Genomic DNA, 23317 nt, shown 5'->3' with positions numbered 1-23317 from the left:
AACAGCCTGACCAGGTAACACCGTGGGTAACAGATCGAAGGCCGCGCCGGTCGCCGGCGCGTTCGTCTCGCAGGCCGAGTACGGCCGGCACCGCGGCGTCTCCAGGAAGACCGTTACCGATTGGAAGCAAAAGGGAATTCTCGTTCTCGACGAGCGCGGCCGCGTCGATGTCGCGAAGACCGACGCAGCGCTCAACGAGCGGCCCGCAGTCTATCGCGGCGGTGTTACCTCATCGCGTCGCAAGGTGCCGGAGGTAACAGATTCCGACGCACCTTCAGGTGCTCGAGGTAACAAACCGGCGCGGCGGCCGCGCAAGCCGAAGCGCGTTACCCATCCTGCTGATCAGGATGATGATGACGAGGCCGAGGACGACGGCGGCGCCGGTCCGATCGACTTGGACGACGTCGACCTTTCCGACATCGATCCCGACCTGTCCTCGACCTGGTCGCTGGCCGACGCCACCCGCGTGAAGGAGATCTTCCTGGCGTTGAAGCGCCGGCAGGACTTCCTCGTCGCCGAGGGCAAGCTCGTCGAGATCGAGGCCGTCGCGCTCTTCATGGAGAAGGACTACGCGGTCGTCCGCGAACGCCTCCTCGGCATACCCGGCAAGCTTGCCGCTTCTCTCGTCGGCCTCGATCGCGCCGAAATCGAGAGCCGGCTGTTGGAAGAGATCTCCGAGGCTCTGAGCGAACTTCATGACCCCGACACCTTCGCCGGGAGCCACGAAGCTCGCGATCCGGATTAAGCAGGCGCGCCAGGCGCTCCGGCCTCCGCCCCGGCTTAACCTGATCGAATGGGCCGATACCTATCGGCAGGTCTCGGCGAAGACCTCGGCGTCGCCCGGCCGGTGGAAGACCAGCTCGCAGCCGGTCGCCTTCGGGCCCTTCGGCGCCGTCACCGAGTCCGACACCCACACCGTCACGGTGATGGCGGGCACGCAGGTCGTGAAGACGGAGCTCGACATCAACGTCGCGCTCTACTTCATCCACCAGGATCCGAGCCCGATCCTGTTCGTGCAGCCGACGCAGGGCGCGGCCGAGAGCTTCTCGAAGGAGCGCGTCGAGCCGACCATCGAGGCCAGCCCGGCGATCCGCGAGGCGCTGGCGCCCTATGCCGGCCGTTCGACGATCACGCACAAGGAATTCAAGGGCGGCTCGATCGACTTCGTCGGTTCGAACAGCCCGACGGATCTCGCCTCGCGCCCCAAGCGCGTCATCATCTGCGACGAGATCGACAAATACCCGCCCTCGGCCGGCAAGGAAGGCGATCCGCTGATCCTCGCCGAGGAACGCGCCTCGACCTATCGCGCGCTCGGCCGCGGCAAGTTCGTTCGAACCTGCTCGCCGACCGACGAGGACACCTCGCGCATCGGCCGCGAGTACCAGGCGAGCGACCGCCGCAAGTGCTTCGTGACGTGCCCCCATTGCGCGCATGCCTTCACCATCGCGTGGAAGGACGTGCACTGGTCGAAGGACGAGGCGGGCGAGCATCGTCCCGACACGGCCGGCGTGATCTGCCCAGGCTGCGGCGTCTTCTGGTCGGAGGGCGACCGGATCCGGGCGCTCGACGCGCTCGAGCACGCGCCGGGCTACGGCTGGCGGCAGACGCGGCCGTTCTCCTGCTGCGGTGAGCGGCAGGAGCCCGCGCTCTGGGACAATCAGGGGCGCAGCCTCTGCCGGCATTGCCAACAGCGCGCGCCCTATGACGGGCACGCCGGCTTCCAGATCTCGAAGCTGTTCTCGAAGCGACATCGTCTCGCCGACCTGGTGCGGGAGTTCCTGCTCGCCGTTGGCGATCCGGAGCTGCTGAAGAAGTTCACCAACACGGCGCTCGCCGAGCTTTGGCGCCCGGCCGGCCGAGAGAGTTTCGACGGCTCGGGATTGATCGCCCGCGCCGAGGCCTATGGGCCGCAGGATCTGCCCGCAGCGGTGAAGGTGATCACCTCCTTCACCGACGTGCAGGGCGATCGCCTCGAGACGCAGTTCATCGGTTGGGGCGAGGACGAGGAGGCGTGGCCCTTCCTCTATCAGGTGATCCATCAGGACCCGGCGCAGCCGGCGGCCTGGCGCGAGCTCGATAGCGCGCTTCTGCAGATGTTCCGGACGGTGGACGGCCGGACGCTGCGCGTCGCCGCCGCCGGCATCGACGCCGGCGGTCATCACGGCGCCCAGGTCTTCGCCTTCGCCCGTCGCCGCGCCAAGCGTCGCATCTTCGCGACCTACGGGCGGGCCGGCGCGAGGCCAATTTGGCCCACCGCGGCGAGGAAGACGAAGCTCGGCGAGCAGTTCTGGCCGATCGGCGTCGACACGGCGAAGGACGCAATCTTCGGCCGCCTCAAGATCGAGGCGCCGGCCGAGGGCGGCCGCAAGCCCGGCTTGATCCATTTCCCGGCCGCCGACGGCTTCGGCCCGGACTATTTCGAGCAGCTCACCTCGGAGCGCCGCGAGCTGCGAAAGCGCCTCGGCCGCGCCTACGCCGTCTGGGTGCTGCCGGAAGGCAAGCGCAATGAGGCGCTGGACACCTTCGTCGGTGCTCTTGCCGTCCGCAAATCGCTGCCGCGCCGCATCGACGCGTCGCTGCAATACGACCTTTCACCGCCCGCCGACGAGGCGCCCGCGGAACCGACACCCGAGCCAGCGCCGGCGCCGGCGGCTCCCGCCGCGCCGAAGCCCTGGATCGACACTTCCCGAGGATGGCTCTGATGACCGACTTCACCGCGGAGATCCTCGCCCTGAAGAAGGCGATCGCCTCGGGCGCGACGCGCGTCTCGTATGACGGCAAGTCGGTCGACTACGACAGCCTCGACCAGCTGCTGAAGCGGCTCACCTGGCTCGAAGCGCAGCAGAACGTCGGCAGCGGCCAGCCGCGGCGACCGACGGCGGGCTTCGCGACCTTCTCGCGGGGTGACTATTGAACTGGCTCGATTCAGCGATCGGGCTGTTCGCGCCGCGGACCGCCCTCGATCGAGCCCGAGCTCGCGCGACGCTCGAGGGCTTCCAAAAGCGAGCCTATGAGGGCGCGGCGCTCGGACGTCACACCGATGGCTGGCACACGGCGAGCACATCGGCCGACTCCGAGATCATGGCTGCCGGCCCGCGGCTGCGCGATCGCGTCCGCGACCTGGTGCGCAACAACCCGCATGCCGCCAAGGCGGTATCGGTCTGGGTTGCCAATCTGATTGGCGAGGGGATCGTGCCCCGCGCCAACACGGGCGACGACAAGAAGAACGCCCGCGTCATGGACGCCTACAAAGAGTGGGCGCGCAATTGCGATCCCGAGGGACTGCAGGATTTCTACGGCCTGCAGACGCTGGCGGCCCGAGAGATGGTCGAGGGTGGGGAGGTGCTGGGCCGCCGTCGCATCCGCCGTTCCTCCGATGGGCTTCGCGTGCCCCTGCAGCTGCAGCTGCTCGAATCCGATTTCATCGACTCAAGCCGGGTCGGCGGCCTGCCGGATGGCGGCTCCATCATCAACGGCATCGAATTCAATCCGATCGGCGGCCGCCGCGCCTACTGGCTCTGGTCGACGCACCCGGGGAACAGCTTCCTTTCGGTCGGCTCCCCGCTGCAGTCCAGCGCCGTGCCGGCATCCGAAGTGCTGCACCTCTTCGACCGGCAGCGGACCCAGACGCGCGGCGTGCCATGGGGCGCGCCGTCGATCCGCGATCACCGCGATCTGGCGGACTACACCTTCGCCGAGGGCATCCGGAAGAAGATCGAGGCCTCGATGGTCGGCGTCGTCATCGGCGACGACGAAAATGACATCGGCATCAACCCGGTCGACGCCAACGGCAAGCCGCCGACGCCGGGTGTCGTTGGCCCGGGTGGGAGCCTCCTCGAGAAGTTCGCTCCGGGCATGTTCGCCTATCTGCGCGGCGGCAAGGACATCAAGTTCAACCAGCCGGCCGTGGTCGCCGGTTTCCGGGACAACAAGGTCTCGGCGCTGCAGGACATCGCCGCCGGCTGGCGAGTTCCCTATGCGCTGATGACCGGCGACCTATCCGAGGTGAACTTCTCCTCGGCCCGCGTCGAGATCCTCGAATTCCGCCGCCTGGTGCGGCAGATCCAATGGCAGATCATCATCCCGATGTTTCTGCAGCCGGTCTGGGAATGGTTCTGCGAGGCCGCGTGGCTCGCCGGCGAAATCCCCGACCGCCTGGTGCCGGTCGAGTGGAACCCGCCGAAGTTCGAGTGGGTCGACCCGCTCAAGGACGCGACAGCCGAGCTGCTGGCGATCCGCGCCGGCACGCGCTCGCCGCAGGACGTGATTTCGGATCGGGGCCGCAATCCGGACGACGTGCTCGCCGACTTCGTCGCCTGGAACAAGAAGCTCGATGCCCTCGGCATCATCCTCGATTCCGACCCGCGCAAGACCGCGAAGACCGGCGTGCTGCAGAGCGCGCTCGATGCCGCGGCCCTTGTCGACGACGCCTCCACCAAGGGCTGACCCATGGCCGAACAGAACATAGCGCTGCCGCGCCAGGCGCGGGCGGCCGAAGCGGGCGCGCAGATTTCGAAGTTCCTCCAGCCGATCTGGGATTCGTTCTGCGAGGCCGCGTGGCTCGCCGGCAAGATCCCCGACCGCACCGTGCCGGTCGAATGGCACCTGCGGAAGTTCGAACGGGTCGATCCGCTCAAGGATGCGGCCGCCGTCGTCGACGATTCCCCCACCAAGGACTGACCTATGGCCGAACTGAATATCGCGCTGCCGCGCCAGGCGCGGGCGGCCCAAGTGCGCGCGCAGAGCTTCGACGACACCGACAACACGATCGAGGTCGTCTGGACCACCGGCGCGCAGGTGCAGCGCTATTCGTGGCGGGACGGTCCCTACATCGAAGAGCTGCAGGTCGACGAAGCCAGCGTGCGGCTTGGCCGGCTCAACGCCGGCGCGGCCTTCCTCGACACGCATGACAGCTGGGAGCTCGCTGCCGTGATCGGCGCCGTCGTGCCCGGCACCGCGCGCATCGAGAACGGCCAGGGCTTGGCCCGGATCAAGCTCTCCTCCGCCGCCGGTGACGCCGACACCGTCCAGAAGATCCGCGACGGCATCATCCGCAACATCTCGGTCGGCTACGCGATCCACCGCGTCCAGAAGAACGAAGCCGACGACGGCAGCGTGCCGGTCTGGCTCGTCACCGACTGGGAGCCGATGGAGATCTCGGCCGTCCCCGTGCCGGCCGACGCCGGATCGCAGATCCGCGGCCATCGCGGCGAGCCCGAACTGTTCCCGTGCGTCGTCGAGACGCGGGCAACGAAACCCACCCCCCAGCCTGATCCCCCAGCCGCTCCCGCGGCGAATGATGGAGCGAGCCCCATGACCCCCGAAGAGATCGAACAGAAGCGTCTTGCCGACGAGGCCGCCACCCGCGCGGCCAGGGAAAAGGCGGACAAGGAGCGTGCCGAGGCCGAGCGCCTCGCCGCCGAGCGCGCCGCCGCCGAGGCCGAGACCGCGCGCCAGGCCGGCATTACCGCCGAGCGCGAGCGCTCCGGCGAAATCCGCCGCCTGGCCGTCAGCCAGCGCCTGGAGGCCTTCGGCGACGAGCACGTCACCAAGGGCACCACGGTCGTCGAGTTCCGCAAGCTGCTGCTCGACAAACTGGCGGCGGATAGCGAAAGCCGCGGCCCTGGCAACGGCAACGTCCGTCTCATTCACGACGGCGATGAGAAGCGCGGCGAGGCAATGCAGGAGGCGCTCCTGCATCGGTTCGATCCGCAGAAGTTCAAGCTGACGGATGCCGCCCGCGAATTCCGCGGCCTGACGCTGCTTGAGATGGGCCGCGACTTCCTGAATGCCCGCGGCGTCAACACCCGGGGCTTGAGCAAGATGCAGGTCGCCGACGCGATGCTCCGCCACCGCTCGGACATGGACATCGAAACGCGCTCGGGCGGCATGCTGTCGACCTCGGACTTTCCGAACATCCTCGCCAACGTCGCCAACAAGACGCTGCGCCAGGGCTACGACGCCGCTCCGCAGACGTTCCGCCCGCTGGTGCGCGTCACCACCGTGTCGGACTTCAAGCCGGTCAGCCGCACCCAGCTCGGCGAGGCGCCGCAGCTCGAGAAGGTCAACGAGCACGGCGAATTCAAGCGCGGCAAGATGGGCGACGCGGCCGAGACCTACGCGATCTCGACCTACGGCAAGGTCATCGCCATCACCCGCCAGGTGATCATCAACGACGACCTCTCCGCCTTCACCCGCATCCCGCGCGCCTTCGGCATCTCCGCGGCGAACCTCGAGAGTGATCTCGTCTGGGCGATCATCACGGCCAACGCGCCGATGGCGGACGGCAAGGGCCTCTTCCATGCCGACCACAACAACGTCGATACGGCCGCCGCGATCTCGGCAGCCTCGGTCGGCTCGGGCCGCAAGATCCTGCGCAATCAGAAGGGCCTGGACGGCAAGACCCTCCTGAATATCACGCCGACCTACATCGTCGGTCCGACCGCGCTCGAGACGACGATCGAGCAGTTCCTCGGCCAGATCGTTCCGACCAAGTCGGGCGATGTCGTGCCGGCGACGATGAAGAAGCTGGTGCCGATCACCGAGCCGCGTCTCGACGCCGTCTCGACGTCGAACTGGTTCCTCGCCGGCGACCCGGCACTGATCGACATGATCGAGCTGGCCTATCTCGAGGGTGCCGAGGGCCTCTACACCGAGACCCGGATGGGCTTCGACGTCGATGGCGTCGAGGTGAAGGTCCGCCAGGACGTCGGCGCCAAGGCGATCGACTACCGCGGCTTCGTCCGCAACGGCAGCTAATCCCGTCTCATCTCGATCGATCTAAACGCGGCCGCCTGGTGCGGCCGCGCGACTGTCCTCGTCTTCCCCGCTTCCGAAAGGTCCCGCCATGAACAACTACATCCAGTCGGGGGACGTTCTGACCGTTCCGGCCCCCTATGCCGTGAACTCCGGTGATTTCGTTATCGTCGGCCGCCTCTATGGCGTTGCGGCCTACGCCGCCGCGCAGGGCTTGCCGGTCGAGATCCAGACCCGCGGCGTCTATCAGCTCTTCAAGGCCGCCAGCCAGGCCTGGGCCGTCGGCGACAAGATCTATTGGGACTCGACCAACAAGGTCGCGACCAATGTCGGCTCGGGCAATGTCGCGATCGGCGAGGCGGTGCTCGCGGTCGACAATGGCGCCCTCAGCATCGTCGGCACCGTGTTCGTTCATCGCGGCGAGCAGGGCTCGCGCGTCGTCGGCGGACAGCTCACGACCGTGACCGCGGCCGACACCGTCGCCACCGGCCTCGCCAAGGTGATCTCCGTCGTCGCCATCCTCGAAAGCGACCCAACCGACAATCCGGAATGGGTCACCGCCCAGGTCGGCGATCAGAGCGCCGCGCCGATCGCCGGCTCGATCATCCTGAAGACCTGGCAGAACACCGGCGGCACCGACCCGACGCCGGTCGCGGCCACCACCTTCGGCAAGAAGGTGAACTGGATCGCCTACGGTTACTGAGCCGGTGCGATGATCGATTTCGACGCCATGGTGCTGGGGCCCGCCCAGCTCGCCTTCGGACGGCCGGTGACCATTCTGCCGCTCGCCTCGCAGCCTGGCGTCGCCTCATTTCCGGCGGGCGGCGATTTTCGCCGCCCACACACCGAGGTCCAGCTCGCCGATGGCGAGTTCACCACCGTCTCGCCGACGCTCGGGATCCGCGCCAGCGAATATCCGATCCTGCCGGCGATCGACGACAAGATCGTCATCGGCGCCGAGACCTTCCTCGTCGTTGACGTCCGTCCGGACGGCGAAGGCGATGTCAAACTCGTCCTGCGCAAGGTCTCCGGCTGATGGCCGATTACTGGCCGCCTCGCATTCGCGATCACGCGGCGCAGCTTCTCGGCACGCTTCCGGGCTTTGCCGGCCGGGTGCAGGCCAATGCCATCCTGCCGATGAAGGCGGCCGATCTGCCTTGCATCCGCTGCACGCTGCTCGGCCGCACGATGTCGCCGGACGGCGATGCCACCGCCGGCGAGCCGAAGTTCATCTCCTCGCTGCGGCTCGGCATCTCGGCGCTGATCAACGCCGACGCCGTCGACGCCCTCGACACCAGCCTCTACCAGGCGACCGAGGACATGCTCGACGTGCTTCTGACCAGCCCCGCCTGGCTGGCAAGTTTCGAGGCGATCACCGCAATCGAGGCCTCCTATCACATGGTCGACCAGGCCAGCTCGAACGCCGAGCTGCTGATGGCCGAGGCCCGCCTGATCATCACCATCCGGATGGGCGAAGCCTTCGAGCCCGTCCTCCCGGACAGCTTCCAACGACTTCACATGGCATCGAACCGGCCCGGCGCGACGAGCGACAAGCCGTTCGGCGCCGACATCGATCTTCCGTCCTGAGGTTTCCACGCCATGCGCATCTACCCCGCTCAGTACGACGTGCCGCTGGTCGGCCCGAACCGCCAGCGCGTCGACCCCGTCGCCGGCATCGAGGTCAACGACAACGACCTGTTCTGGAACCGCCGGATCCGCGCCGGCGAGGCCAGCACCACGCCACCGGTCGCGCCGGCCGCTGACGATAAGGCCGCGGCCGCCGGCTGATCGCCGCGCCGTCCCACCCGTTTCCTCGAGGAGCCATAATGGCCATTTCGTTCAATTCCATCCCGTCGAACTGGCGGCTGCCTCTGTTCTATGTCGAGACCGACGCGTCGCAGGCCGGCGGCCTCGTCCAGGAACAGCCCGCGCTCCTCATTGGCCAGAAGTTCTCCGCCGGTTCGGCGCCGGCCGACACGCCGGTCATCATCGGATCGCTCGCCCAGGCGAAGACGCTCTTCGGCGAAGGCTCCATGCTCGAGCGGATGGTTTCGACCTTCCTGCAGAACAATTCGGTGCAGCAGATCTGGTGCGGCCCGGTCGCGGAACCGTCCACCGGCGTCGCGGCGTCGGGCAACATCGTCTTCTCGGGCCCGGCGACCGCCTCCGGCACGCTCAGCCTCTATATCGCCGACCAACTGGTCGAGATCGGCGTGACCGCCGGCGACACCGCCGCGACGATCGCTGCCAATGTCGTGGCGGCCATCATCGCCATGACGACGCTGCCGGTCACCGCCGTCGTCGACGGCTCGAGCACTGCCAAGGCGGTACTGACCAGCCGCTGGAAGGGCGCGACCGGCAACGACATCCAGGTGAGCTTCAATTTCGGCGGCACGCTCGCCGGCGAGGCATTCCCGGGCGGCGTCGGCGCCACGATCACGGCGCTGTCGGGCGGCGTCGGCCAGCCGAGCCTGACCAACCTGATCGCCGGCCTCGGCGACGACGAATATGACTTCGTCGCCAATCCGTTCACCGACAGCACCTCGCTGGCGTCGATCGAGGACGAGTACGGTTTCGGCGACAATGGCCGCTGGGGCTGGCTGCGCCAGCTCTACGGTCAGATCTGGTCCGCGCGACGCGGCACCTATTCCGATCTCGTCACCTTCTACCAGTCGCGCAACACCGCGCAGACCTCGATCCTGGCAATCGAGCCGACCATGCCGACCCCGGTGTGGGAAGTCGCGGCGGCCTATGCTGCGCAGGCGGCGCGTGCTCTGATGAACGATCCGGCCCGGCCGCTGCAGACGCTGGCGCTTGCCGGCGTCACCGCGGCGCCGCGCGCCGACCGCTTCAATGCCAACGAGCGCAACACGCTGGCGATCGGCCTCGCCACGCAGGCGGTGCGTGCCGACGGCACCGTCCAGATCGAGCGCGAAAGCACGACCTATCAGACGAATGCCTTCGGCGTCTCCGACGACTCCTATGCCGTGGCAACCACGCTGGCGACGCTGGCGCGGATCTTCCGCGAGCTGAAGAGCGCGATCACGACCAAGTATCCGCGGCACAAGCTCGCCAACAACGGCACCCAGTTCGGCGCCGGCCAGGCGATCGTCACGCCGAACATCATCAAGGCCGAGCTGATCGCCGTCTACGACGCGCTCGAGGAGATTGGCCTGGTCGAGAACACCGATCAGTTCACCTCGCACCTGGTGGTCGAGCGGAGCGCCGAAAATCCGAACCGCGTCGACGTCCTGCTGCCGCCGGACCTGGTCAACCAGCTGCGCATGTTCGCCGTGCTGGGCCAGTTCCGCCTGCAGTATGCGGACAACGCGAGCAGCAACGCGCTCGCCCCCTGATCGGCCGCGCCGCTTCCAATCCCCTTCGATCTCTGAGGATTTCCCGCCATGGCCGCTCGTCGCGTCGCCGGCATCGCCACCATCACGGTCGACGGTGTCCAGTATCCCCTCCGGGGCAATTTCACGGTCACGCCGAGCAAGATCTCGCGCGAGGGCATCGCCGGCCAGGATGGCGTCCATGGCTACAAGGAAATGCCATCGATCCCGCAGATCTCCGGCGACATCACCATGGTGCCGCAGCTCTCCCTGACCAAGCTGCGTGCCATCACCGATGCCACCGTCGTGGCCGAGCTTGCCTCGGGGCACGTCTATGTCCTTCGCGACGCCTGGACGACCGGCGCGCAGGAGATCAACACCGCCGATGGTCAGGTGAGCGTCGTCTGGCAGGGCTTGTCCTGCCGCGAGATCACGCCGAGCTAATAGGGCTTGGGGATGGCTGCCGGGCAATAATAAGTCTGAAAAAACACGACGGCATCGAGGAAGGTCCGAGCGTCCATCGGATTGTATCGAAGGATGCTCAGGCAGTTGCGCCCGCTTGGCGCATAGTTGGGATCGGCCAGTTCATCCGCTGACCCCCGAGAGATGCAAATGAACCGATTGCCAGGAATGGCCAGCGGCCACCCCTGAAGGCCGAGCCGATAGTCCGCGGTTAGCTGATTGAAATCGAACTGAAGGATCTCGCCTTCCTCGAATAGCCGCTCCTGGTAAACGCATGGCTGATCTGGGACAGCGTTGAAGATGATCTGATGGGCTTGCACCGTCGCAGTCGTTGGCGATGTGACGGTCAATTTACCTTTGAGCTCAAACGGAAATACACGACTGGCCTCGCGCATGATGATGGCCGCGTACTTCATCTGCTCCATCGGATCGTCCTGCGCGAAGGCCGGGCTGGCCATCAGGATCAAAATTCCGATCAACAGAAATCGCATTTTCCCATCCCTCCCTGGAGACACTTTGTATGGCAGGCGAAACGTCTCAGACTGTCAAGCTCAGCCGCCCCGTACCGTTGCAAGACGGCTCTTCGATCACTGAGCTCGTCTTCCGCGAGCCGCGCGTGATCGACATCGCCAAGGCCGGCAATCCGGTGAAGGTCGACGTCAGCTACGATCCGCCCAAGATCGAGTTCGATGACGCTAAGATGCTGGCGATGGCGGCGCTGTTGTCCGGGCAGGCCGCCACCATCATCGGCGCGGTCCGCGCCGAAGACTGGACCAGCATCAGCTGGACGATCGCCGGTTTTTTCTTTGGGTCGACCGCAGCGTCGACCTGATCCAGCTCGCCTACCAGCTGGCGCGCTTCTACGGCGTGCATCCCGGCCAATTCCTGTCTGAGCCCCTCGATGCCCTCATGCTCCACGCTGAGGTGACCTCGAACCTCATGGCTGAAGCCAACATCGAGACCTGAAATGAGCGATGAAGAGCAGCTTCGCCTGATCGCGACGGTGCAGGACCGCGCGTCACTGGTCCTGCGCAAGATCCGCGGCGAGCTTCGGCTCTTCGGCGAGACGCGCATCGGCGAGGGATTGAAGCGCGACGTCGAGCGCATGAACGTCGGCCTCGAGCGCATGCGCGACCGCTTCAAGGACATCCGCAGGGAGAATGTTCGCGGCTTGTTCGAAGGAATAGGCCTCGGAGCGATCAGCGCCGGCGGCGGCGTCGCGGGGCTTTCTGAACTGCTCAAGTCCTACGCCGAGCAGCGCGAAGGTCTGGCCGACATGGCCAAGCAGATCAACTTCAACGTCCAGTCGCTGCATCTTCTCCAGGGCGCCGGCGAGCGCATGGGCATCGGCACCGACCAGATGAACGCCGGCTTGCAGAGCTTCAACAAAGCGCTGGCCGACATGAGGATGCACCAGGGCGAGCTCTACACCTGGCTATCGCACAGCAATTCGCCGCTAGAGAAGCAGATCGAGCACGCGAAGACGACGCAGCGCGCCTTCGAGCTCTATATTGGCTACCTGGCGACCCTGAAGAACCAGGCCGTCCGTGACCGGTTCGCCCAATATGGCTTCCACGATCAGGCCTTCGCTCGTTTTGCCGAGATCGAAGAGACCAAAGAGAACCTTGAGCGGGAGCGGCGGTTCGGCTTTGTCATCAAGCCGGAGGACATCGAGAAAGCCCGGAAATTCCAGGGCGCGATGGACGACATCAAGACCAGCATGCGCGGGCTTGGCGACGCTATTTCCAGCAAGGTCATGCCGGTCTTCACGCCGATGATGGAGGACTTCGCCAACTGGGTCAGGGATCACCGCGACGACATCGCGAACTGGTTTCGAGACGTCGCCGAAGCCCTGCGAGCGGTGGACTGGCGCGCACTGGGCCAAGAGGTGATGGATGTCTTCCAGGACATCACAAGTTCTCTCAAGACGCTCAACGACGAGGTTCAGAACAAGATACCCGGGGGCTGGAAGACGGTAATCGGAGGCCTGATAGCCCTGAAGGCCCTCAATGCGACGGGCCTCTCCGGCCTGCTTGGTGGCGTGGCCGGTGGTGCGGCGGTGGCCGGCCTCAAGAAATTCGCCTGGCCGGCGATCTCGGGAGCCGCTCGTTTGGCCAGCCGCTTCGGCGGTCCCTTAGCTGTTTTCGGAGGGGCCGCAGCCATTGAGACTTGGCTGCTCTCGTCCGGCGTCGCGAACCGCGAGCGCCGGATTCTGCCCGACCAGCTCCGGGCGCGCACTCAGCTTCGGCTGCGCCTCAGCCAGGAGAATGAGCAGCTCGCGACGATGCGGGCCGATGGCACCGACAAGGCGTATCCGCAGGTGTACGCGAACGTCCTCGCGATGCGTGCCGCGCAGGCCAAGCAGCTCGCCGATGTCGAGAACGGCCTTAGAAAGCTGCATCGCGAAGCCGCCTCCCAAAAATCGCTGGACGACCGCGCCAAAGCAACCGGTCAGTCCATCGGCAGCGAGGCGTCGAAGTCCTTTATCGACGGCATCAAGCAGTGGCTGAGCGGCTTTTCGCCGATGTCCTTTGATGGGGCGGGCCCAGGCGGCGGCATCATCAAAGCGGCCTACCATCCCGGCGCGGCTTTCGCGCGGAAGGTGATGGGCATGAGCCGCACGGCCTTCGGCGGCAGCTACCCGCAGAACTACGCTCCCGGCCAGGTGCCAGCGAACATGATCGAGGGCGCCAGGCGAGCCTATGGCGGCCTGCGCGCGCTCGGTTTCAACGACATCGTCGCTTCCGCGCTGGCCGGCAATCTCCAGCAGGAGTCCAGCTTCAACCCGAACTCGCTCAATGCTCGCGAGGGTGCGCATGGGATCATGCAGTGGCGCCTTGGCCGTTGGACCTCACTGCAGAACTTCGCGGCCTCGATCGGCAAGAGCCCGAACGACTTCCAGACGCAGCTCGCGTTCATCAAGCAGGAGCTCAACAGCCCCGCTTATCGACGCTTTCTCGAAAGGCTGCAGCATGCCAAGTCGCTCGCCGAGGCCAATCATATCCTCCATGGCTACATCGGCTACGGGGACAATTCCGAGGGTACCCGCGGCCGGAACGCGGCGAGCATCCAGAAACGTCTGCAGGGCGCTCCGGATCCGGTGACCACGCACAAGGTCAACGGCGAAGCGACCATTCGCGTCAAATTCGACGGTCTGCCTGCCGGCAGCCGCGCCAACGCGCATACCAAGGGCGGCCTTTTCCGTGAGGTGAAGCTCGACCTCGGCCAGAGCATGCAGGGAGCGTTCGGCTGATGTCGTGGCGCGGTCGCCTCCTGCCGGCGTCCTTCCGGGGCGTCCCGTTCCATGTCGACGAGAGCCAGACCGGCGGCGGCCGTCGCGTGGCGCCGCACGAATACCCGAAGCGGAACACCGGCTATTCCGAGGACATGGGGCGCCGGCTGCGCTCCTACCGCGTCCGCGGCTACATCGTTGGCTCGAACTACGACCTGCAGATGCGCCTGCTGCAGTTGGCGCTCGAAGCCGACGGCGCCGGGCTGCTCCTGCTGCCGACGCAGGGCATCGTCGAGGTCGTCTGCCAGTCCTTCTCCTCGAATGAAACGCGGGAGGAAGGCGGCTTCGTCACCTTCGACATGGACTTCATCGAAGCCGGTCAGGCCGTTGGTGCCGTCTCGGCGCCGGACACCGGATCGGCGGTAGGCGACGTGGCCGGCCAAGCCGAGGAAGCTGTGAAGGACGGCAATGCATTGGGCAAAGGAATGGCGCCATGATCGGAGATCTCGATCGCGTCTCGGCCGCCGCGCTCGTGCTGCTCACAGCCATGGGAGACATGGCCGGCCCGACCGGTTCGGCGCTCGCGTCCTTCCGGCGTGACCTCGGCGCGCTGTCCGCCGATCGCCGCTCGGCGCTCATGGCGAAAACCTTCGTCGCGAGCCTCGCAGATCTGTTCTCGTCGGCCGCAAGGGCTGGCTTCTCGGGATCCGATTTTGCAACGCTTCGGCGCCAGGCAGAGGAGAGCCTTGCAGCGGCCAGCGGCGTCGTTGCCATCCTCTATTCGACCTGGATCCAGTTCTGTCTCATCGCAGAGGCGCGGTACTGGTCGAAGGCGACCTTCACGAGCCGTAATGATGTCGATCGGGTGCGATCGGTGATGTCGGCGGCTTTCGATCGCGCGATCGAGGACGCTGCCGACGCGCAGCTGACGACCGTCTTGCGGACGCTGACCACGCTCAGCGCGGCGCTGCAGCGGCATCTGATCGCCACGGCTCGGCCACTGCCGCGCATGATCCGCTACGCGACGGCGCGTCCGCTGCCTTCGCTCGTGCTGGCGCACCGGCTCTACCAGGATGCCTCGCGCCGCGACGAGCTCGAGGCCGAGAACAACGTCGCGAACCCGCTCTTCATGCCGACCTCGGGACAGGCCCTTTCCGCATGAGCCAGGCCGCTGGCGCCGTCGCCGGCGCAAATCAGGAGACCTGCCAGGTCTATTGCCGCGGGCAGATCTACGAAGGCTGGACCGAAGTCTCCGTCAGCGCATCGCTACAGAACGGCGCGTCCACCTGCCAGCTTGCGATCACCGAGCCACAGCAATCATCGGAACAGACAGCCAAATGGACCGACTGGCAGATCAAGCCGGGCGATCCGATCACAGTGAAGCTGGGCGGCAAGCTGGCGTTCACCGGCTATGTCGACGTGCGTCAGGCGGCCTTCAGCCAGTCGCAGCACGGTGTCCAGATCACGGCGCGCAGCAATACCCAGGACCCGATCGATTGCTCTGTGGTCCCAGATGCCGGCGGCGGGCGTTATGCCGGCTATACCATCGACCGGATTGCGCGCTCTGTCCTTTCCCCCTTCGGTATCGCTCTGAAGACGTTCGGTGACATGGGGCGCGCTTTCCCGGTGGTCCAGATCATGCCGGGCGAGACCGTCTTCGAGCTAATCGAGCGCCTGGCGCGTCAGCGCGGTCTGTACGTTCACGACGACGAGACGGGCTCCATGGTGTTGTCCGGCGATCAGCCCACGGAGCGTATGCCAGCGCTGATTGAAGGCCAGAACATCAAATCAGCAACCGGCGTGCTGGGTGCCGAAGGCTATTCGGACACCCTCGTGGTGATGCAGCAAGCGTCCGACGACCACGGGACCACCGAGGCTGCTTCGCAGCCACATGCGAAAATCTCCAACCCGAACGTCAAGCGGTACCGGCCGCAGATCATCGTCGGCGAGCACCCCGGCGACGCGGACGATGCGAAGCAGCGGGCCCAGCAGGAGCGATCCAGGCTGATTGCCGAGACGGCCGTCGTCGATGCCGTCGTGCAGGGTTGGTTTGCCAGCCCAGATACGTTGTGGAAGCTACGCTGTGTCGTCCGGGCCAAAAGCCCGACGCTCCTGGTCGACCAGGACCTGATCATCGCGGGAGTCGAGTTCCGGCAGTCGTCGGACGAGGGGACAACGACCAACATTCACCTGATCACGTCGGCCGGCCTCGCCAGCTATGAGCAGCAGAGCGGCGATCCGAACGGCGGCAGCAATCCGGGTAGTTACGAATCGTGAGGCGCGTAACCGAGGCCGGCGGCAATCTCCGCGGCCTGCTCGGATCGGCCAGAGGCATCCTCAAGGCCATCTCAAGCCGCGATGGCAAGAAGACGATGCAGCATCTCGACGTCAGCGCGCTGGCGGGCGAACTGCACGAGGACGTCGAGCATTTCGAACCGTATGGCTTCACGTCGAGCGCCAATGCCGGCGCCGAGGTCCTGCTGCTCTATCTCGGCGCCAACCGGTCGCATCCGATCGTCGTCCAGGTCGCCGATCGGCGCTACCGCCTGCAGGGCCTCGCAAACGGAGAGGTGGCGCTGCATGACGATCAGGGCCAGACGATCGTCATCAAGCGCGACGGCATCGAGATCACGGCGCCGAAGTTCACGGTGAAGTCGGACGACATCCACTTCATAGGGGCCAGTTTGAAGCACAACGCCAAGAGCATCGGCGACACCCACGCGCATAGCGGCGTCACGCCTGGCAGTGGCAATACGAGCGCTCCGGTTTAGGCCATGGCCGACATCAACACCCAGACCTCGGCGTCGATCGAGGCGATCTCCTATGACTGGCTGGTGGCGTCTGACGGCTCGCTGGCGACCGGCGAGGATCTGAAGACCGCCTTCATCATCGCGTTGTTGACCGACCGCACCGCGCGCGCCGACGACGAGCTGCCGGACTGGAGCGACGATCGCCGCGGCTGGTGGGCGGACATGGACGCCGCCGAAATCTGGAACGGCTGGCAGATCGGCTCGCGGCTCTGGTTGCTGCATCGCGCGAAAATCACCGACGAGACCGCGACGCTCGCCCAGGAATATTGCCTCGAGGCTCTGAAGCCCTTCAAGGACGCGGGCATTGTCTCGCGCATCGAGATCGAACTGGCGCGCACCGGACGCGAGGCGATCACCGGCATAATCCGCGCCTATCGCGGGCCGAAGCTCGCCGTCGAGCTGCAGTACCAGTCGCTCTGGGACGGCATAAAGGACACCTGATGGCCTGGGTCACGCCCACCTTCAAGGACGTGCGCAAGCGCGCCCGCGACGACATCTCGTCGAAGATCCCCGGCGCCGATGCCAACGTCCCGAATTCGAACCTGCGCGTCATCGCCGAGGCCAATGCGGGCCTCGCCTTCGACGAGCACCTCTATCTCGCGTGGCTGGCGCAACAGGTCCTGCCGGACACCGCCGACGAAGACTGGCTGGTGCGCCACGCGAATATCTGGCTGAAGCGGGGCCGCAAGGCTGCGAGCTTCGCCTCCGGCACCGTGGCGATGACCGGCAGCCCCGGCGTTGTCGTGCCGGCTGGCACGCTGTTCGGCTATGCCGGCACCAGCTACCAGAGCAACGCGGACGTCACGCTCTGCGCCAGCGCGACCCCCGTGCCGCTCGATGCCTTGACGGCCGGGACCGTCGGCAATCTCGACGCCGGCACGGCGATGCAGCTCTCGACCGCCATCTCGGGTGCCAATGCGAGTGCGATCGTCGTTTCGATGACGGGCGGCACGGACGACGAGACCATCGACGAGCTGCGCGCTCGCGTGCTCGAGCGGATCCGCAAGCCGCCGCAGGGCGGTGACGCCGACGACTATGTCGCCTGGGCACTCGAAGTGGACGGCGTCACGCGCGCCTGGTGCGCGCCGAACGAAATGGGCCCGGGCACGGTGACCGTTCGCTTCATGATGGACGACCTGCGCGCCACCAACGATCCAACGACGAGCGGGTTTCCGACGGTCGACGACGTCGCCAAAGTTCGCGCCTATCTCGACACGATGCGGCCGGTGACGGTCCTCGACTTCTTCGTCCAGGCGCCGATCCCCGAGCCGGTGAATGTCTCGATCGGCAGCCTCGCCAGCGACACGACGGCGACGCGCAATGCCATCGCCGCGGCGCTCGCCGAGCTGATGGCGGCCAAGGCGTCGCCCTCCTACGCACTGAACGGCGTGCGGCAGGCCGCGCAGACGATCTATGCCGTCTGGATGTCCGAGGCGATCTCGAGCGCCGCCGGCGTCGACCATTTCGACCTTCTGTCCGGAGACCACGTCATGCCGTCGAACGGCTGCATGGCGGTCCTCGGCACCATTTCCTACAGCTGAGGATCCTCATGACCCGCATCCTGATCTCCGAAGACGGCCCCCACAGCGCCGAGCAGTGGGCCGAGGTCACCGCCAGCCAGATCGTCTCGCTCGAGGCGACTGCCGGCGTGCCGGCACGCAAGTTCGAGCTCAAGGTCATCGAGATCCTCGAGCAGCATCACGCCGCCGTGCAGGTGCACGAGCGCGGCAAGATCAAGACGGAGAAGCACGGCCGCTGCGGCAACGCGCCGGATCCGTCCGAGCACATCGAAGCGGCGCTCGCCGAGATCGTCGAGGCGGCCAAGGGCACGCCGTTCGAGGCGCATTTCGCCAAAGCGAACGTGCAGGCCTACCTGACCAATGTGCTCGGGCAGCACTTTGCGACGTCGATGCAGATCGAGCGCGATTGGTACCTGCATCCGGGGGAAGTGGGCGACGCCCACCGCGCCCGCCACTACGGCTGACGCCGGCCCCTCACATCCCTCCTGATCCTGTTCCGGGCTGCGCATTGCGCGGCCCTTTATGTTGGAGATTTCCATGGCCACCACCGGCATGGCGACGAGCTTCAAGATGGAGCTCCTCAGCGGCGGGCACTGCTTCCTCGCCACCCAGTCCAACGTCGCCTGCACCGGCGCGAATGGCGCGTTCACGCTGACCGGCCTGGCGTCGACCGCCAATCTCGTGGTCGGCATGGCCGCATCGGGCACCAACGTCGCCGCCGGCGCCGTCGTCGCCTCGATCGACTCGGCGAGCCAGGTGACGTTGTCGAAGGCGCATACCGGCGCGGTTACCGCCGCGACCTTCGCCGCCGACATCTTCAAGATGCTGCTGGTGAAGGGAACGCCGGCGCGCACCTTCGATTTCACCCAGACGAACATCGGCACGCCCGGCACCGGCACGCCGACGACCTCGAATGTCGGCACAGACGAGACCTCGGGCACCGGTTACACCTCCGGTGGCGTGACGCTGGCCAACGTCAACCCGTCGAACCCGTCGGGCGCGGTCGCGATCACCACCTTCGCGGCGAACCCGACCTGGACCGGCGCGAGCTTCAGCGCCTCGGCGGCGATCATCTACAACACTTCGGTCCGTCTCGGCGGTGCGTCGCCGCAGAGCGGCCGCGTTGTCTCGGTGCATGATTTCGGCGGCGTCCAGACCGTCGCGTCGGGCACGCTGACCGTCGTGTTGCCGACCGCCGACGCCTCCAACGCGATCCTGCGCCTGTCGTAATCCGGCGCTCGCCGCCATTCTCTGAGGTCCCGGCATGCTCGGTTCCGGCCCCCTCGGCACGCTGCCGCTTGCCGCCCAGGTCGTCGCAACCGGCGTGCCGTTGCCGGGAGTCCAGGCCGCCGGCCTCACCGGCGTGCCTTCGAGCTCGGAGACCGAAGGCCTCGCCGGAGCCGCAGCTGCCGGCCGTGTCGGATCGGTCGTTGCCAGTCTCATCCCGGCGCTTGTCGGCGTCGCGCTGATCGGCGCTGCCGGTGTGCTCGGATGGGCGAATTCCAGCGCCGTCGCCGGCGCCTCGGCCGCGGCAATCGCCGGCCCGATCGCCGAGCAGGCTGGGCCAGCTGCGCCGTCCGTGCAGACGCAGGGCGTCGCCGGTGCACTCGGCAGGACCGAGCAGGAACTGCCGGCGGGTGCCGCAGGCACGTCGGCCGGCGGTGCACCGGTCGCTTCCGTTTCGGCCTTCATCACCGGCGTTGCCTCAAGCGGCGTCGCCGGCGCAGTCGCCGAGCAGATCCGACCAGGCGCCCCGGGCGCCGTCGCAAGCGCCATGGCCGGCATACTAGTCGGTGCGCCTGGCGCGACGGTCGCCGGCGTTTCGTCGGCCGGTGTCGCCGGCGGCATCGCGGCATCGGAGCGTCCCGGCTTCGGGGGCGCAGTCGCCGCGGGCCTCGCCGGCGGCCCGACACCGTCTTCCCTTGTGCCCATTTTGGGCGTCGGCAGCTCCGGCGCGACCGGATCGGGGCTCTCCTTCGTCAAGGGCGCGTCGCCCGGCGGTGTGGCCGCTCCTGGCATCGCCGGCAGCTTCGGAATGTCGCTTTCGACGTTCCCCGTCGCGCCCGGCGTCGAGGCGTCGGGCATCGCCGGAGATCCGCCGCGTTTCGGGCAGACGGCGCCGGAGGCCGCCGTCAGCTATGGCGACGCGGGCTACCTCTACGTCGATATCCAGATGCCGGCGCCGCCGCCGGCGCTGAAGCGCGACGCCGCCGATTATGCCGAGGCGCTCGCCGCGCTGTTGCCGGTCGGCGCCGCCTGGCCGCGCCAGGCCGACAAGGTGCTGATGAAGCTCGTTGATGGCATGGCCGTCGAATGGGCCCGCATCGACAATCGCGGCGCGGATCTCCTGAACCGCGAGGTCGACCCGCGCACGGCGACGGAAATGCTCGATGCCTGGGAAGCAGCGTTCAGGCTGCCGGATCCCTGCAACAGCGAGACCATGACGGTCGAGCAGCGCCAGGCCGCGCTTGTAGCGCGCATGACGGCGCTCGGCGCACAGTCGCGGGCCTATTTTACCCGTCTGGCGGAATCGCTCGGCTACCCGATCACCATCACGGAATACTCGCCATACATGGCTGGCGTCTCCGAGTGCGGCGACACCCGCGCCACAACCGCCGACGATTCTCCGTCTCGCTGGCAGCTCGGCGACCAGACGATCCGCTTCTATTGGACCGTACATGTGCGCGGAAACCGGCTCTCCTGGTTCCGTGCCGGATCCGGCGAGGCCGGCGTCGACCACCACCTCGAATTCTCCGCCGCCACCGATCTCGAATGCGTCCTTCGCCGCTGGAAGCCGGCCCACACCGAGTTGATTTTCGACTACTCGGGCGTGGCGACCGACGGGGCGATGACCGGAACCCCCTGAGGACCCCCGATGAAGTATCAGCCGCCTTACGGCGCCCCGACCGACGACGCCGGCTATGTGAATGGCAACCCGGCGGCTGGCGTCAAAGGCTCGATCATTCCGGCCGAGGCGGTCGAGAACCCGCAGCGCGAGATCGTCGCTGCTATCAGAGGCGCCGGCCTGACGCCGGACCCTGGCGACCTGACGCAGCTGCTGCGCGCCGTGCGGTCGGGCCTGCTGATGTTCTACCCGGACACCGGTACGGCGAACCATCTCGCGATCGCGCCGTCGCCCGCCTATACCGCGCTCGTCGCCGGCAACGAGTTCCGCGTGCTGGTGGCGAACACGGTCACCGGCGCGGCGACGCTCAGCGTCTCCGGGCTCGGAAATGTCGCAATCACGCATCGTGACGGCAGCGCGCTCGCGTCCGGCGACCTGGCGCAGGGCCAGATCGCGGTGCTGCTCTATGACGGCTCGAATTTCCAGCTGCAGGCGGCGTCGACCGGCTCGACCTCGTTCACGATCCCCTATGCTGCGGACAACGGCTCGGCGAACACCATCGTCGCGAACTACACGCCGGCGATCACCTCGCTGACGGCCGGCCTGCTGCTGCAGATCAAGGTCGCCGCGGCGAACACTGGCGGCGTGACGATCAACGTCAACGGCCTTGGCGCGAAGTCGCTGAAGAACGGCGACGGCACGGCGCTCTCAGTCGGCGCGCTTGCCGCCGGCGAGGTCATCATCGTCACCTATGACGGCACAAACTTCCAGCTCGGCTCGGTCCTCTCCGGTGGCAGCACCTCGCTGCCCTATGTGGCGGATTCGAGCGGCACCGCGAACCTGGTGGTCGCCAACTTCTCGCCGGCCGTCTCGAGCTACGCGGCCGGCCAAGTCCTGCTGGTCAAGATCGCCAACACCAACACGGCCGCCGCGACGCTCAACGCCAACAGCCTCGGTGCCGTGACCATCGTCCGCGAGGATGGAACCCCGCTGCAGCCGGGCGATCTGGTCGCCGGGAAGGTGGCGCAGTTCATCTACAACGGGTCGACCTTCCAGGCGATCGGGTCGGTCACCGTCGCGACGTCGATTGGCGGCAGCGGCCGCCGGCGCAGGATGGCGGTGACGGGCGACAAGACCTTCACCATCACCGCCGACGCGCTGACGGTCGAGGATGCGAGCGGCAATGTTCGCCGTCTCGCCAACGTCAACGTCACCGGAAACCTGGCGACGACCGGGGCCGGCGGCATGGACAGCGGGTCGCCGGCGACCGGCTGGCTCTACGGCTACGCCATCTTCAACCCGGTCAGCGGCGACGTGAAGGCGCTTGCCTCGGCGAGCGCGAGCGCGCCGACGCTGCCGGCCGGCTACACCATGGCGGCCTATATCGGCGCGCTCCGCTACGACAGTTCCGGCGCGCTCTGGCGGACGTCGCAGGCCGGCAAATACACCAAGGTCCTCTGGGGCACGCTGCCCACCGCTCCGCCGACGCTGGCGTCCGGTGCGGCCGGCAATGTCGGCCAAGGCATCGCGCCGACCTGGTCGGCGATTGCCGTCGGCAATTTCGTGCCGCCGACCGCGATCGTGATCCATCTGAACGCCATGAAGGGCGACGGCACGGACATGATCATCGCGCCGAACAACCGACATGGCGGCTGGCAGGATGCCTTTGCCGCGCTCGCAACCGCCGCCCCCTACATGATGATCTACGACAACGACCAGACGGATCAGGACGTCTTGCCGATCGACCTCTTCCTGGAATCCACCAACATCTATTACGCGGCCGTCCTGCATGAGAGCGGGGGCGCTCGGATCTGCCTGAGCGGCTGGAGCGAGGACTCGTGATGTACGCCTATTCGAACAACGGCTTCTCGTTCCGCGCCGTCGACGCCGATTATTTGACCGGCGAAGGCGAGGTGCTGTTCCCCGACGTCGCCACCGATGCTCAGCTCGCGGTCGCTTTCCCCGACTTCTCCGCCAGCCAACTGGCGGCAGCGAAGGCGGCGAAGATCACGGAGCTCGACGCCGCCTGCGCGGCCGAGATCACCGGCGGCTACGTCTCTGCGGCGCTCGGCAGCAACCACACCTATCCGAGCTCGATCACCGACCAGCTGAACATGACGGCGAGCGTCACCGCCTCGCTGCTGCCGAACCTCGACGCCTCATGGCGGACGCCGTTCTGGTGCGCCGACGCGGCCGGCAACTGGGCCTATGTCGACCATTCGGCCGAGCAGATCCAACGGGCCGGCGCCGACGGCAAGGCGGCCAAGGCCGCCGCCTCGATCAAGCTGGCGCAGCTCGCCGCGGCGGTGAACGCCGCGACCACGACCGCGGCGATCGCCGCGATCACTTGGTAACGACCA

General features: G+C 66.9%; 26 protein-coding genes. 25 read left to right on the top strand and 1 reads right to left on the bottom strand.

Features of this window, described 5'->3' with window-relative positions:
* Nucleotides 1-22: 22 nt before the first annotated feature.
* The 12 genes from K32_RS11965 (at nt 23) to K32_RS11910 (ending at nt 10532) form a co-directional block, all read left to right on the top strand.
* Complete coding sequence (locus tag K32_RS11965; protein ID WP_201404215.1) at nt 23-745, top strand: hypothetical protein; 723 nt, start codon at nt 23-25, stop codon at nt 743-745.
* Nucleotides 696-2702, top strand: a complete 2007-nt coding sequence (locus K32_RS11960; RefSeq protein ID WP_201404214.1) for a phage terminase large subunit family protein — start codon at nt 696-698, stop codon at nt 2700-2702. The genes K32_RS11965 and K32_RS11960 overlap by 50 nt, the downstream gene beginning before the upstream one ends.
* Nucleotides 2702-2914 carry a phage head-tail joining protein gene (locus K32_RS11955; RefSeq protein WP_201404213.1) on the top strand — a complete coding sequence of 71 codons (213 nt, stop codon included), beginning with the start codon at nt 2702-2704 and terminating at the stop codon, nt 2912-2914. The genes K32_RS11960 and K32_RS11955 overlap by 1 nt, the downstream gene beginning before the upstream one ends.
* Entirely contained in the window at nt 2911-4446 is a 1536-nt protein-coding gene (locus K32_RS11950) for a phage portal protein (RefSeq protein WP_201404212.1), read from the top strand. Before K32_RS11955 ends, K32_RS11950 begins: the two co-directional genes overlap by 4 nt.
* 3 nt (nt 4447-4449) lie before the next feature.
* Nucleotides 4450-4680, top strand: coding sequence for a hypothetical protein (locus K32_RS11945; RefSeq protein WP_201404211.1), 231 nt, complete (start codon nt 4450-4452; stop codon nt 4678-4680).
* A 3-nt stretch (nt 4681-4683) separates the two neighbouring features.
* The gene (locus K32_RS11940) at nt 4684-6759 is read left to right on the top strand and encodes a prohead protease/major capsid protein fusion protein (protein WP_201404210.1); all 2076 of its coding nucleotides are present in this window, start codon (nt 4684-4686) and stop codon (nt 6757-6759) included.
* 88 nt (nt 6760-6847) lie between these two features.
* The gene (locus tag K32_RS11935; RefSeq protein ID WP_201404209.1) at nt 6848-7459 is read left to right on the top strand and encodes a DUF2190 family protein; all 612 of its coding nucleotides are present in this window, start codon (nt 6848-6850) and stop codon (nt 7457-7459) included.
* A 9-nt stretch (nt 7460-7468) separates the two neighbouring features.
* Entirely contained in the window at nt 7469-7792 is a 324-nt protein-coding gene (locus K32_RS11930; RefSeq protein ID WP_201404208.1) for a hypothetical protein, read from the top strand.
* Nucleotides 7792-8343, top strand: coding sequence for a hypothetical protein (locus tag K32_RS11925; protein WP_201404207.1), 552 nt, complete (start codon nt 7792-7794; stop codon nt 8341-8343). Before K32_RS11930 ends, K32_RS11925 begins: the two co-directional genes overlap by 1 nt.
* 12 nt (nt 8344-8355) lie before the next feature.
* Nucleotides 8356-8544 carry a hypothetical protein gene (locus K32_RS11920; RefSeq protein WP_201404206.1) on the top strand — a complete coding sequence of 63 codons (189 nt, stop codon included), beginning with the start codon at nt 8356-8358 and terminating at the stop codon, nt 8542-8544.
* 38 nt (nt 8545-8582) lie between these two features.
* Nucleotides 8583-10112: a phage tail sheath C-terminal domain-containing protein gene (locus tag K32_RS11915; RefSeq protein WP_201404205.1), complete on the top strand. Its 1530-nt coding sequence runs from the start codon at nt 8583-8585 to the stop codon at nt 10110-10112.
* Nucleotides 10113-10160: 48 nt separating this feature from the next.
* Complete coding sequence (locus tag K32_RS11910) at nt 10161-10532, top strand: phage tail tube protein (RefSeq protein WP_201404204.1); 372 nt, start codon at nt 10161-10163, stop codon at nt 10530-10532.
* Here K32_RS11910 and K32_RS11905 read toward each other — a convergent pair.
* The gene (locus tag K32_RS11905; RefSeq protein ID WP_201404203.1) at nt 10529-11041 is read right to left on the bottom strand and encodes a hypothetical protein; all 513 of its coding nucleotides are present in this window, start codon (nt 11039-11041) and stop codon (nt 10529-10531) included. The two genes, K32_RS11910 and K32_RS11905, sit on opposite strands and share 4 nt — an antisense overlap.
* 29 nt (nt 11042-11070) lie before the next feature.
* On the opposite strand from K32_RS11905, the gene K32_RS11900 reads away from it, so the two are divergent.
* The 13 genes from K32_RS11900 (at nt 11071) to K32_RS11840 (ending at nt 23311) form a co-directional block, all read left to right on the top strand.
* Nucleotides 11071-11382 carry a phage tail assembly protein gene (locus K32_RS11900; protein WP_201404202.1) on the top strand — a complete coding sequence of 104 codons (312 nt, stop codon included), beginning with the start codon at nt 11071-11073 and terminating at the stop codon, nt 11380-11382.
* 135 nt (nt 11383-11517) lie between these two features.
* Entirely contained in the window at nt 11518-13803 is a 2286-nt protein-coding gene (locus tag K32_RS11895) for a phage tail tip lysozyme (protein ID WP_201404201.1), read from the top strand.
* Complete coding sequence (locus K32_RS11890) at nt 13803-14279, top strand: DNA circularization N-terminal domain-containing protein (protein ID WP_201404200.1); 477 nt, start codon at nt 13803-13805, stop codon at nt 14277-14279. The genes K32_RS11895 and K32_RS11890 overlap by 1 nt, the downstream gene beginning before the upstream one ends.
* Before the next feature lie 59 nt (nt 14280-14338).
* Nucleotides 14339-14944: a hypothetical protein gene (locus K32_RS11885; protein WP_201404199.1), complete on the top strand. Its 606-nt coding sequence runs from the start codon at nt 14339-14341 to the stop codon at nt 14942-14944.
* Nucleotides 14941-16059 carry a phage baseplate assembly protein gene (locus K32_RS11880; RefSeq protein ID WP_201404198.1) on the top strand — a complete coding sequence of 373 codons (1119 nt, stop codon included), beginning with the start codon at nt 14941-14943 and terminating at the stop codon, nt 16057-16059. Before K32_RS11885 ends, K32_RS11880 begins: the two co-directional genes overlap by 4 nt.
* Nucleotides 16056-16553 (top strand): phage baseplate assembly protein, encoded by a 498-nt coding sequence (locus K32_RS11875; protein ID WP_201404197.1) that lies wholly within the window; start codon nt 16056-16058, stop codon nt 16551-16553. The genes K32_RS11880 and K32_RS11875 overlap by 4 nt, the downstream gene beginning before the upstream one ends.
* 3 nt (nt 16554-16556) lie before the next feature.
* Complete coding sequence (locus K32_RS11870) at nt 16557-17033, top strand: phage GP46 family protein (protein ID WP_201404196.1); 477 nt, start codon at nt 16557-16559, stop codon at nt 17031-17033.
* Nucleotides 17033-18133 (top strand): baseplate J/gp47 family protein, encoded by a 1101-nt coding sequence (locus K32_RS11865; protein ID WP_201404195.1) that lies wholly within the window; start codon nt 17033-17035, stop codon nt 18131-18133. The genes K32_RS11870 and K32_RS11865 overlap by 1 nt, the downstream gene beginning before the upstream one ends.
* Nucleotides 18134-18141: 8 nt before the next feature.
* On the top strand, nt 18142-18576 hold the full coding sequence (locus tag K32_RS11860; protein WP_201404194.1) for a hypothetical protein: 435 nt from the start codon (nt 18142-18144) through the stop codon (nt 18574-18576).
* A gap of 73 nt (nt 18577-18649) precedes the next feature.
* Nucleotides 18650-19342: a hypothetical protein gene (locus K32_RS11855; protein WP_201404193.1), complete on the top strand. Its 693-nt coding sequence runs from the start codon at nt 18650-18652 to the stop codon at nt 19340-19342.
* A 34-nt stretch (nt 19343-19376) separates the two neighbouring features.
* On the top strand, nt 19377-20978 hold the full coding sequence (locus K32_RS11850; protein ID WP_201404192.1) for a YmfQ family protein: 1602 nt from the start codon (nt 19377-19379) through the stop codon (nt 20976-20978).
* 9 nt (nt 20979-20987) lie between these two features.
* Complete coding sequence (locus tag K32_RS11845) at nt 20988-22799, top strand: hypothetical protein (protein WP_201404191.1); 1812 nt, start codon at nt 20988-20990, stop codon at nt 22797-22799.
* Nucleotides 22799-23311 (top strand): hypothetical protein, encoded by a 513-nt coding sequence (locus K32_RS11840; RefSeq protein WP_201404190.1) that lies wholly within the window; start codon nt 22799-22801, stop codon nt 23309-23311. The genes K32_RS11845 and K32_RS11840 overlap by 1 nt, the downstream gene beginning before the upstream one ends.
* The last annotated feature ends 6 nt before the right edge of the window (nt 23312-23317 follow it).

Source organism: Kaistia sp. 32K (genome assembly GCF_016629525.1).
GTDB lineage: Bacteria > Pseudomonadota > Alphaproteobacteria > Rhizobiales > Kaistiaceae > Kaistia.
This window is presented reverse-complemented; position numbering and strand designations above follow the sequence as displayed.

What these genes read in the sequence shown, in the direction of transcription:
- K32_RS11885 (WP_201404199.1), top strand. Translation starts at nt 14,339, where the DNA reads ATGGCCGGCCCGACCGGTTCGGCGCTCGCGTCCTTCCGGCGTGACCTC.
- K32_RS11935 (WP_201404209.1), top strand. Translation starts at nt 6,848, where the DNA reads ATGAACAACTACATCCAGTCGGGGGACGTTCTGACCGTTCCGGCCCCC.
- K32_RS11925 (WP_201404207.1), top strand. Translation starts at nt 7,792, where the DNA reads ATGGCCGATTACTGGCCGCCTCGCATTCGCGATCACGCGGCGCAGCTT.
- K32_RS11895 (WP_201404201.1), top strand. Translation starts at nt 11,518, where the DNA reads ATGAGCGATGAAGAGCAGCTTCGCCTGATCGCGACGGTGCAGGACCGC.
- K32_RS11855 (WP_201404193.1), top strand. Translation starts at nt 18,650, where the DNA reads ATGGCCACCACCGGCATGGCGACGAGCTTCAAGATGGAGCTCCTCAGC.
- K32_RS11860 (WP_201404194.1), top strand. Translation starts at nt 18,142, where the DNA reads ATGACCCGCATCCTGATCTCCGAAGACGGCCCCCACAGCGCCGAGCAG.
- K32_RS11845 (WP_201404191.1), top strand. Translation starts at nt 20,988, where the DNA reads ATGAAGTATCAGCCGCCTTACGGCGCCCCGACCGACGACGCCGGCTAT.
- K32_RS11880 (WP_201404198.1), top strand. Translation starts at nt 14,941, where the DNA reads ATGAGCCAGGCCGCTGGCGCCGTCGCCGGCGCAAATCAGGAGACCTGC.
- K32_RS11870 (WP_201404196.1), top strand. Translation starts at nt 16,557, where the DNA reads ATGGCCGACATCAACACCCAGACCTCGGCGTCGATCGAGGCGATCTCC.
- K32_RS11940 (WP_201404210.1), top strand. Translation starts at nt 4,684, where the DNA reads ATGGCCGAACTGAATATCGCGCTGCCGCGCCAGGCGCGGGCGGCCCAA.
- K32_RS11955 (WP_201404213.1), top strand. Translation starts at nt 2,702, where the DNA reads ATGACCGACTTCACCGCGGAGATCCTCGCCCTGAAGAAGGCGATCGCC.
- K32_RS11945 (WP_201404211.1), top strand. Translation starts at nt 4,450, where the DNA reads ATGGCCGAACAGAACATAGCGCTGCCGCGCCAGGCGCGGGCGGCCGAA.
- K32_RS11840 (WP_201404190.1), top strand. Translation starts at nt 22,799, where the DNA reads ATGTACGCCTATTCGAACAACGGCTTCTCGTTCCGCGCCGTCGACGCC.
- K32_RS11890 (WP_201404200.1), top strand. Translation starts at nt 13,803, where the DNA reads ATGTCGTGGCGCGGTCGCCTCCTGCCGGCGTCCTTCCGGGGCGTCCCG.
- K32_RS11915 (WP_201404205.1), top strand. Translation starts at nt 8,583, where the DNA reads ATGGCCATTTCGTTCAATTCCATCCCGTCGAACTGGCGGCTGCCTCTG.
- K32_RS11910 (WP_201404204.1), top strand. Translation starts at nt 10,161, where the DNA reads ATGGCCGCTCGTCGCGTCGCCGGCATCGCCACCATCACGGTCGACGGT.
- K32_RS11900 (WP_201404202.1), top strand. Translation starts at nt 11,071, where the DNA reads ATGGCAGGCGAAACGTCTCAGACTGTCAAGCTCAGCCGCCCCGTACCG.
- K32_RS11850 (WP_201404192.1), top strand. Translation starts at nt 19,377, where the DNA reads ATGCTCGGTTCCGGCCCCCTCGGCACGCTGCCGCTTGCCGCCCAGGTC.
- K32_RS11865 (WP_201404195.1), top strand. Translation starts at nt 17,033, where the DNA reads ATGGCCTGGGTCACGCCCACCTTCAAGGACGTGCGCAAGCGCGCCCGC.
- K32_RS11905 (WP_201404203.1), bottom strand. Translation starts at nt 11,041, where the DNA reads ATGCGATTTCTGTTGATCGGAATTTTGATCCTGATGGCCAGCCCGGCC.
- K32_RS11960 (WP_201404214.1), top strand. Translation starts at nt 696, where the DNA reads ATGACCCCGACACCTTCGCCGGGAGCCACGAAGCTCGCGATCCGGATT.
- K32_RS11930 (WP_201404208.1), top strand. Translation starts at nt 7,469, where the DNA reads ATGATCGATTTCGACGCCATGGTGCTGGGGCCCGCCCAGCTCGCCTTC.
- K32_RS11920 (WP_201404206.1), top strand. Translation starts at nt 8,356, where the DNA reads ATGCGCATCTACCCCGCTCAGTACGACGTGCCGCTGGTCGGCCCGAAC.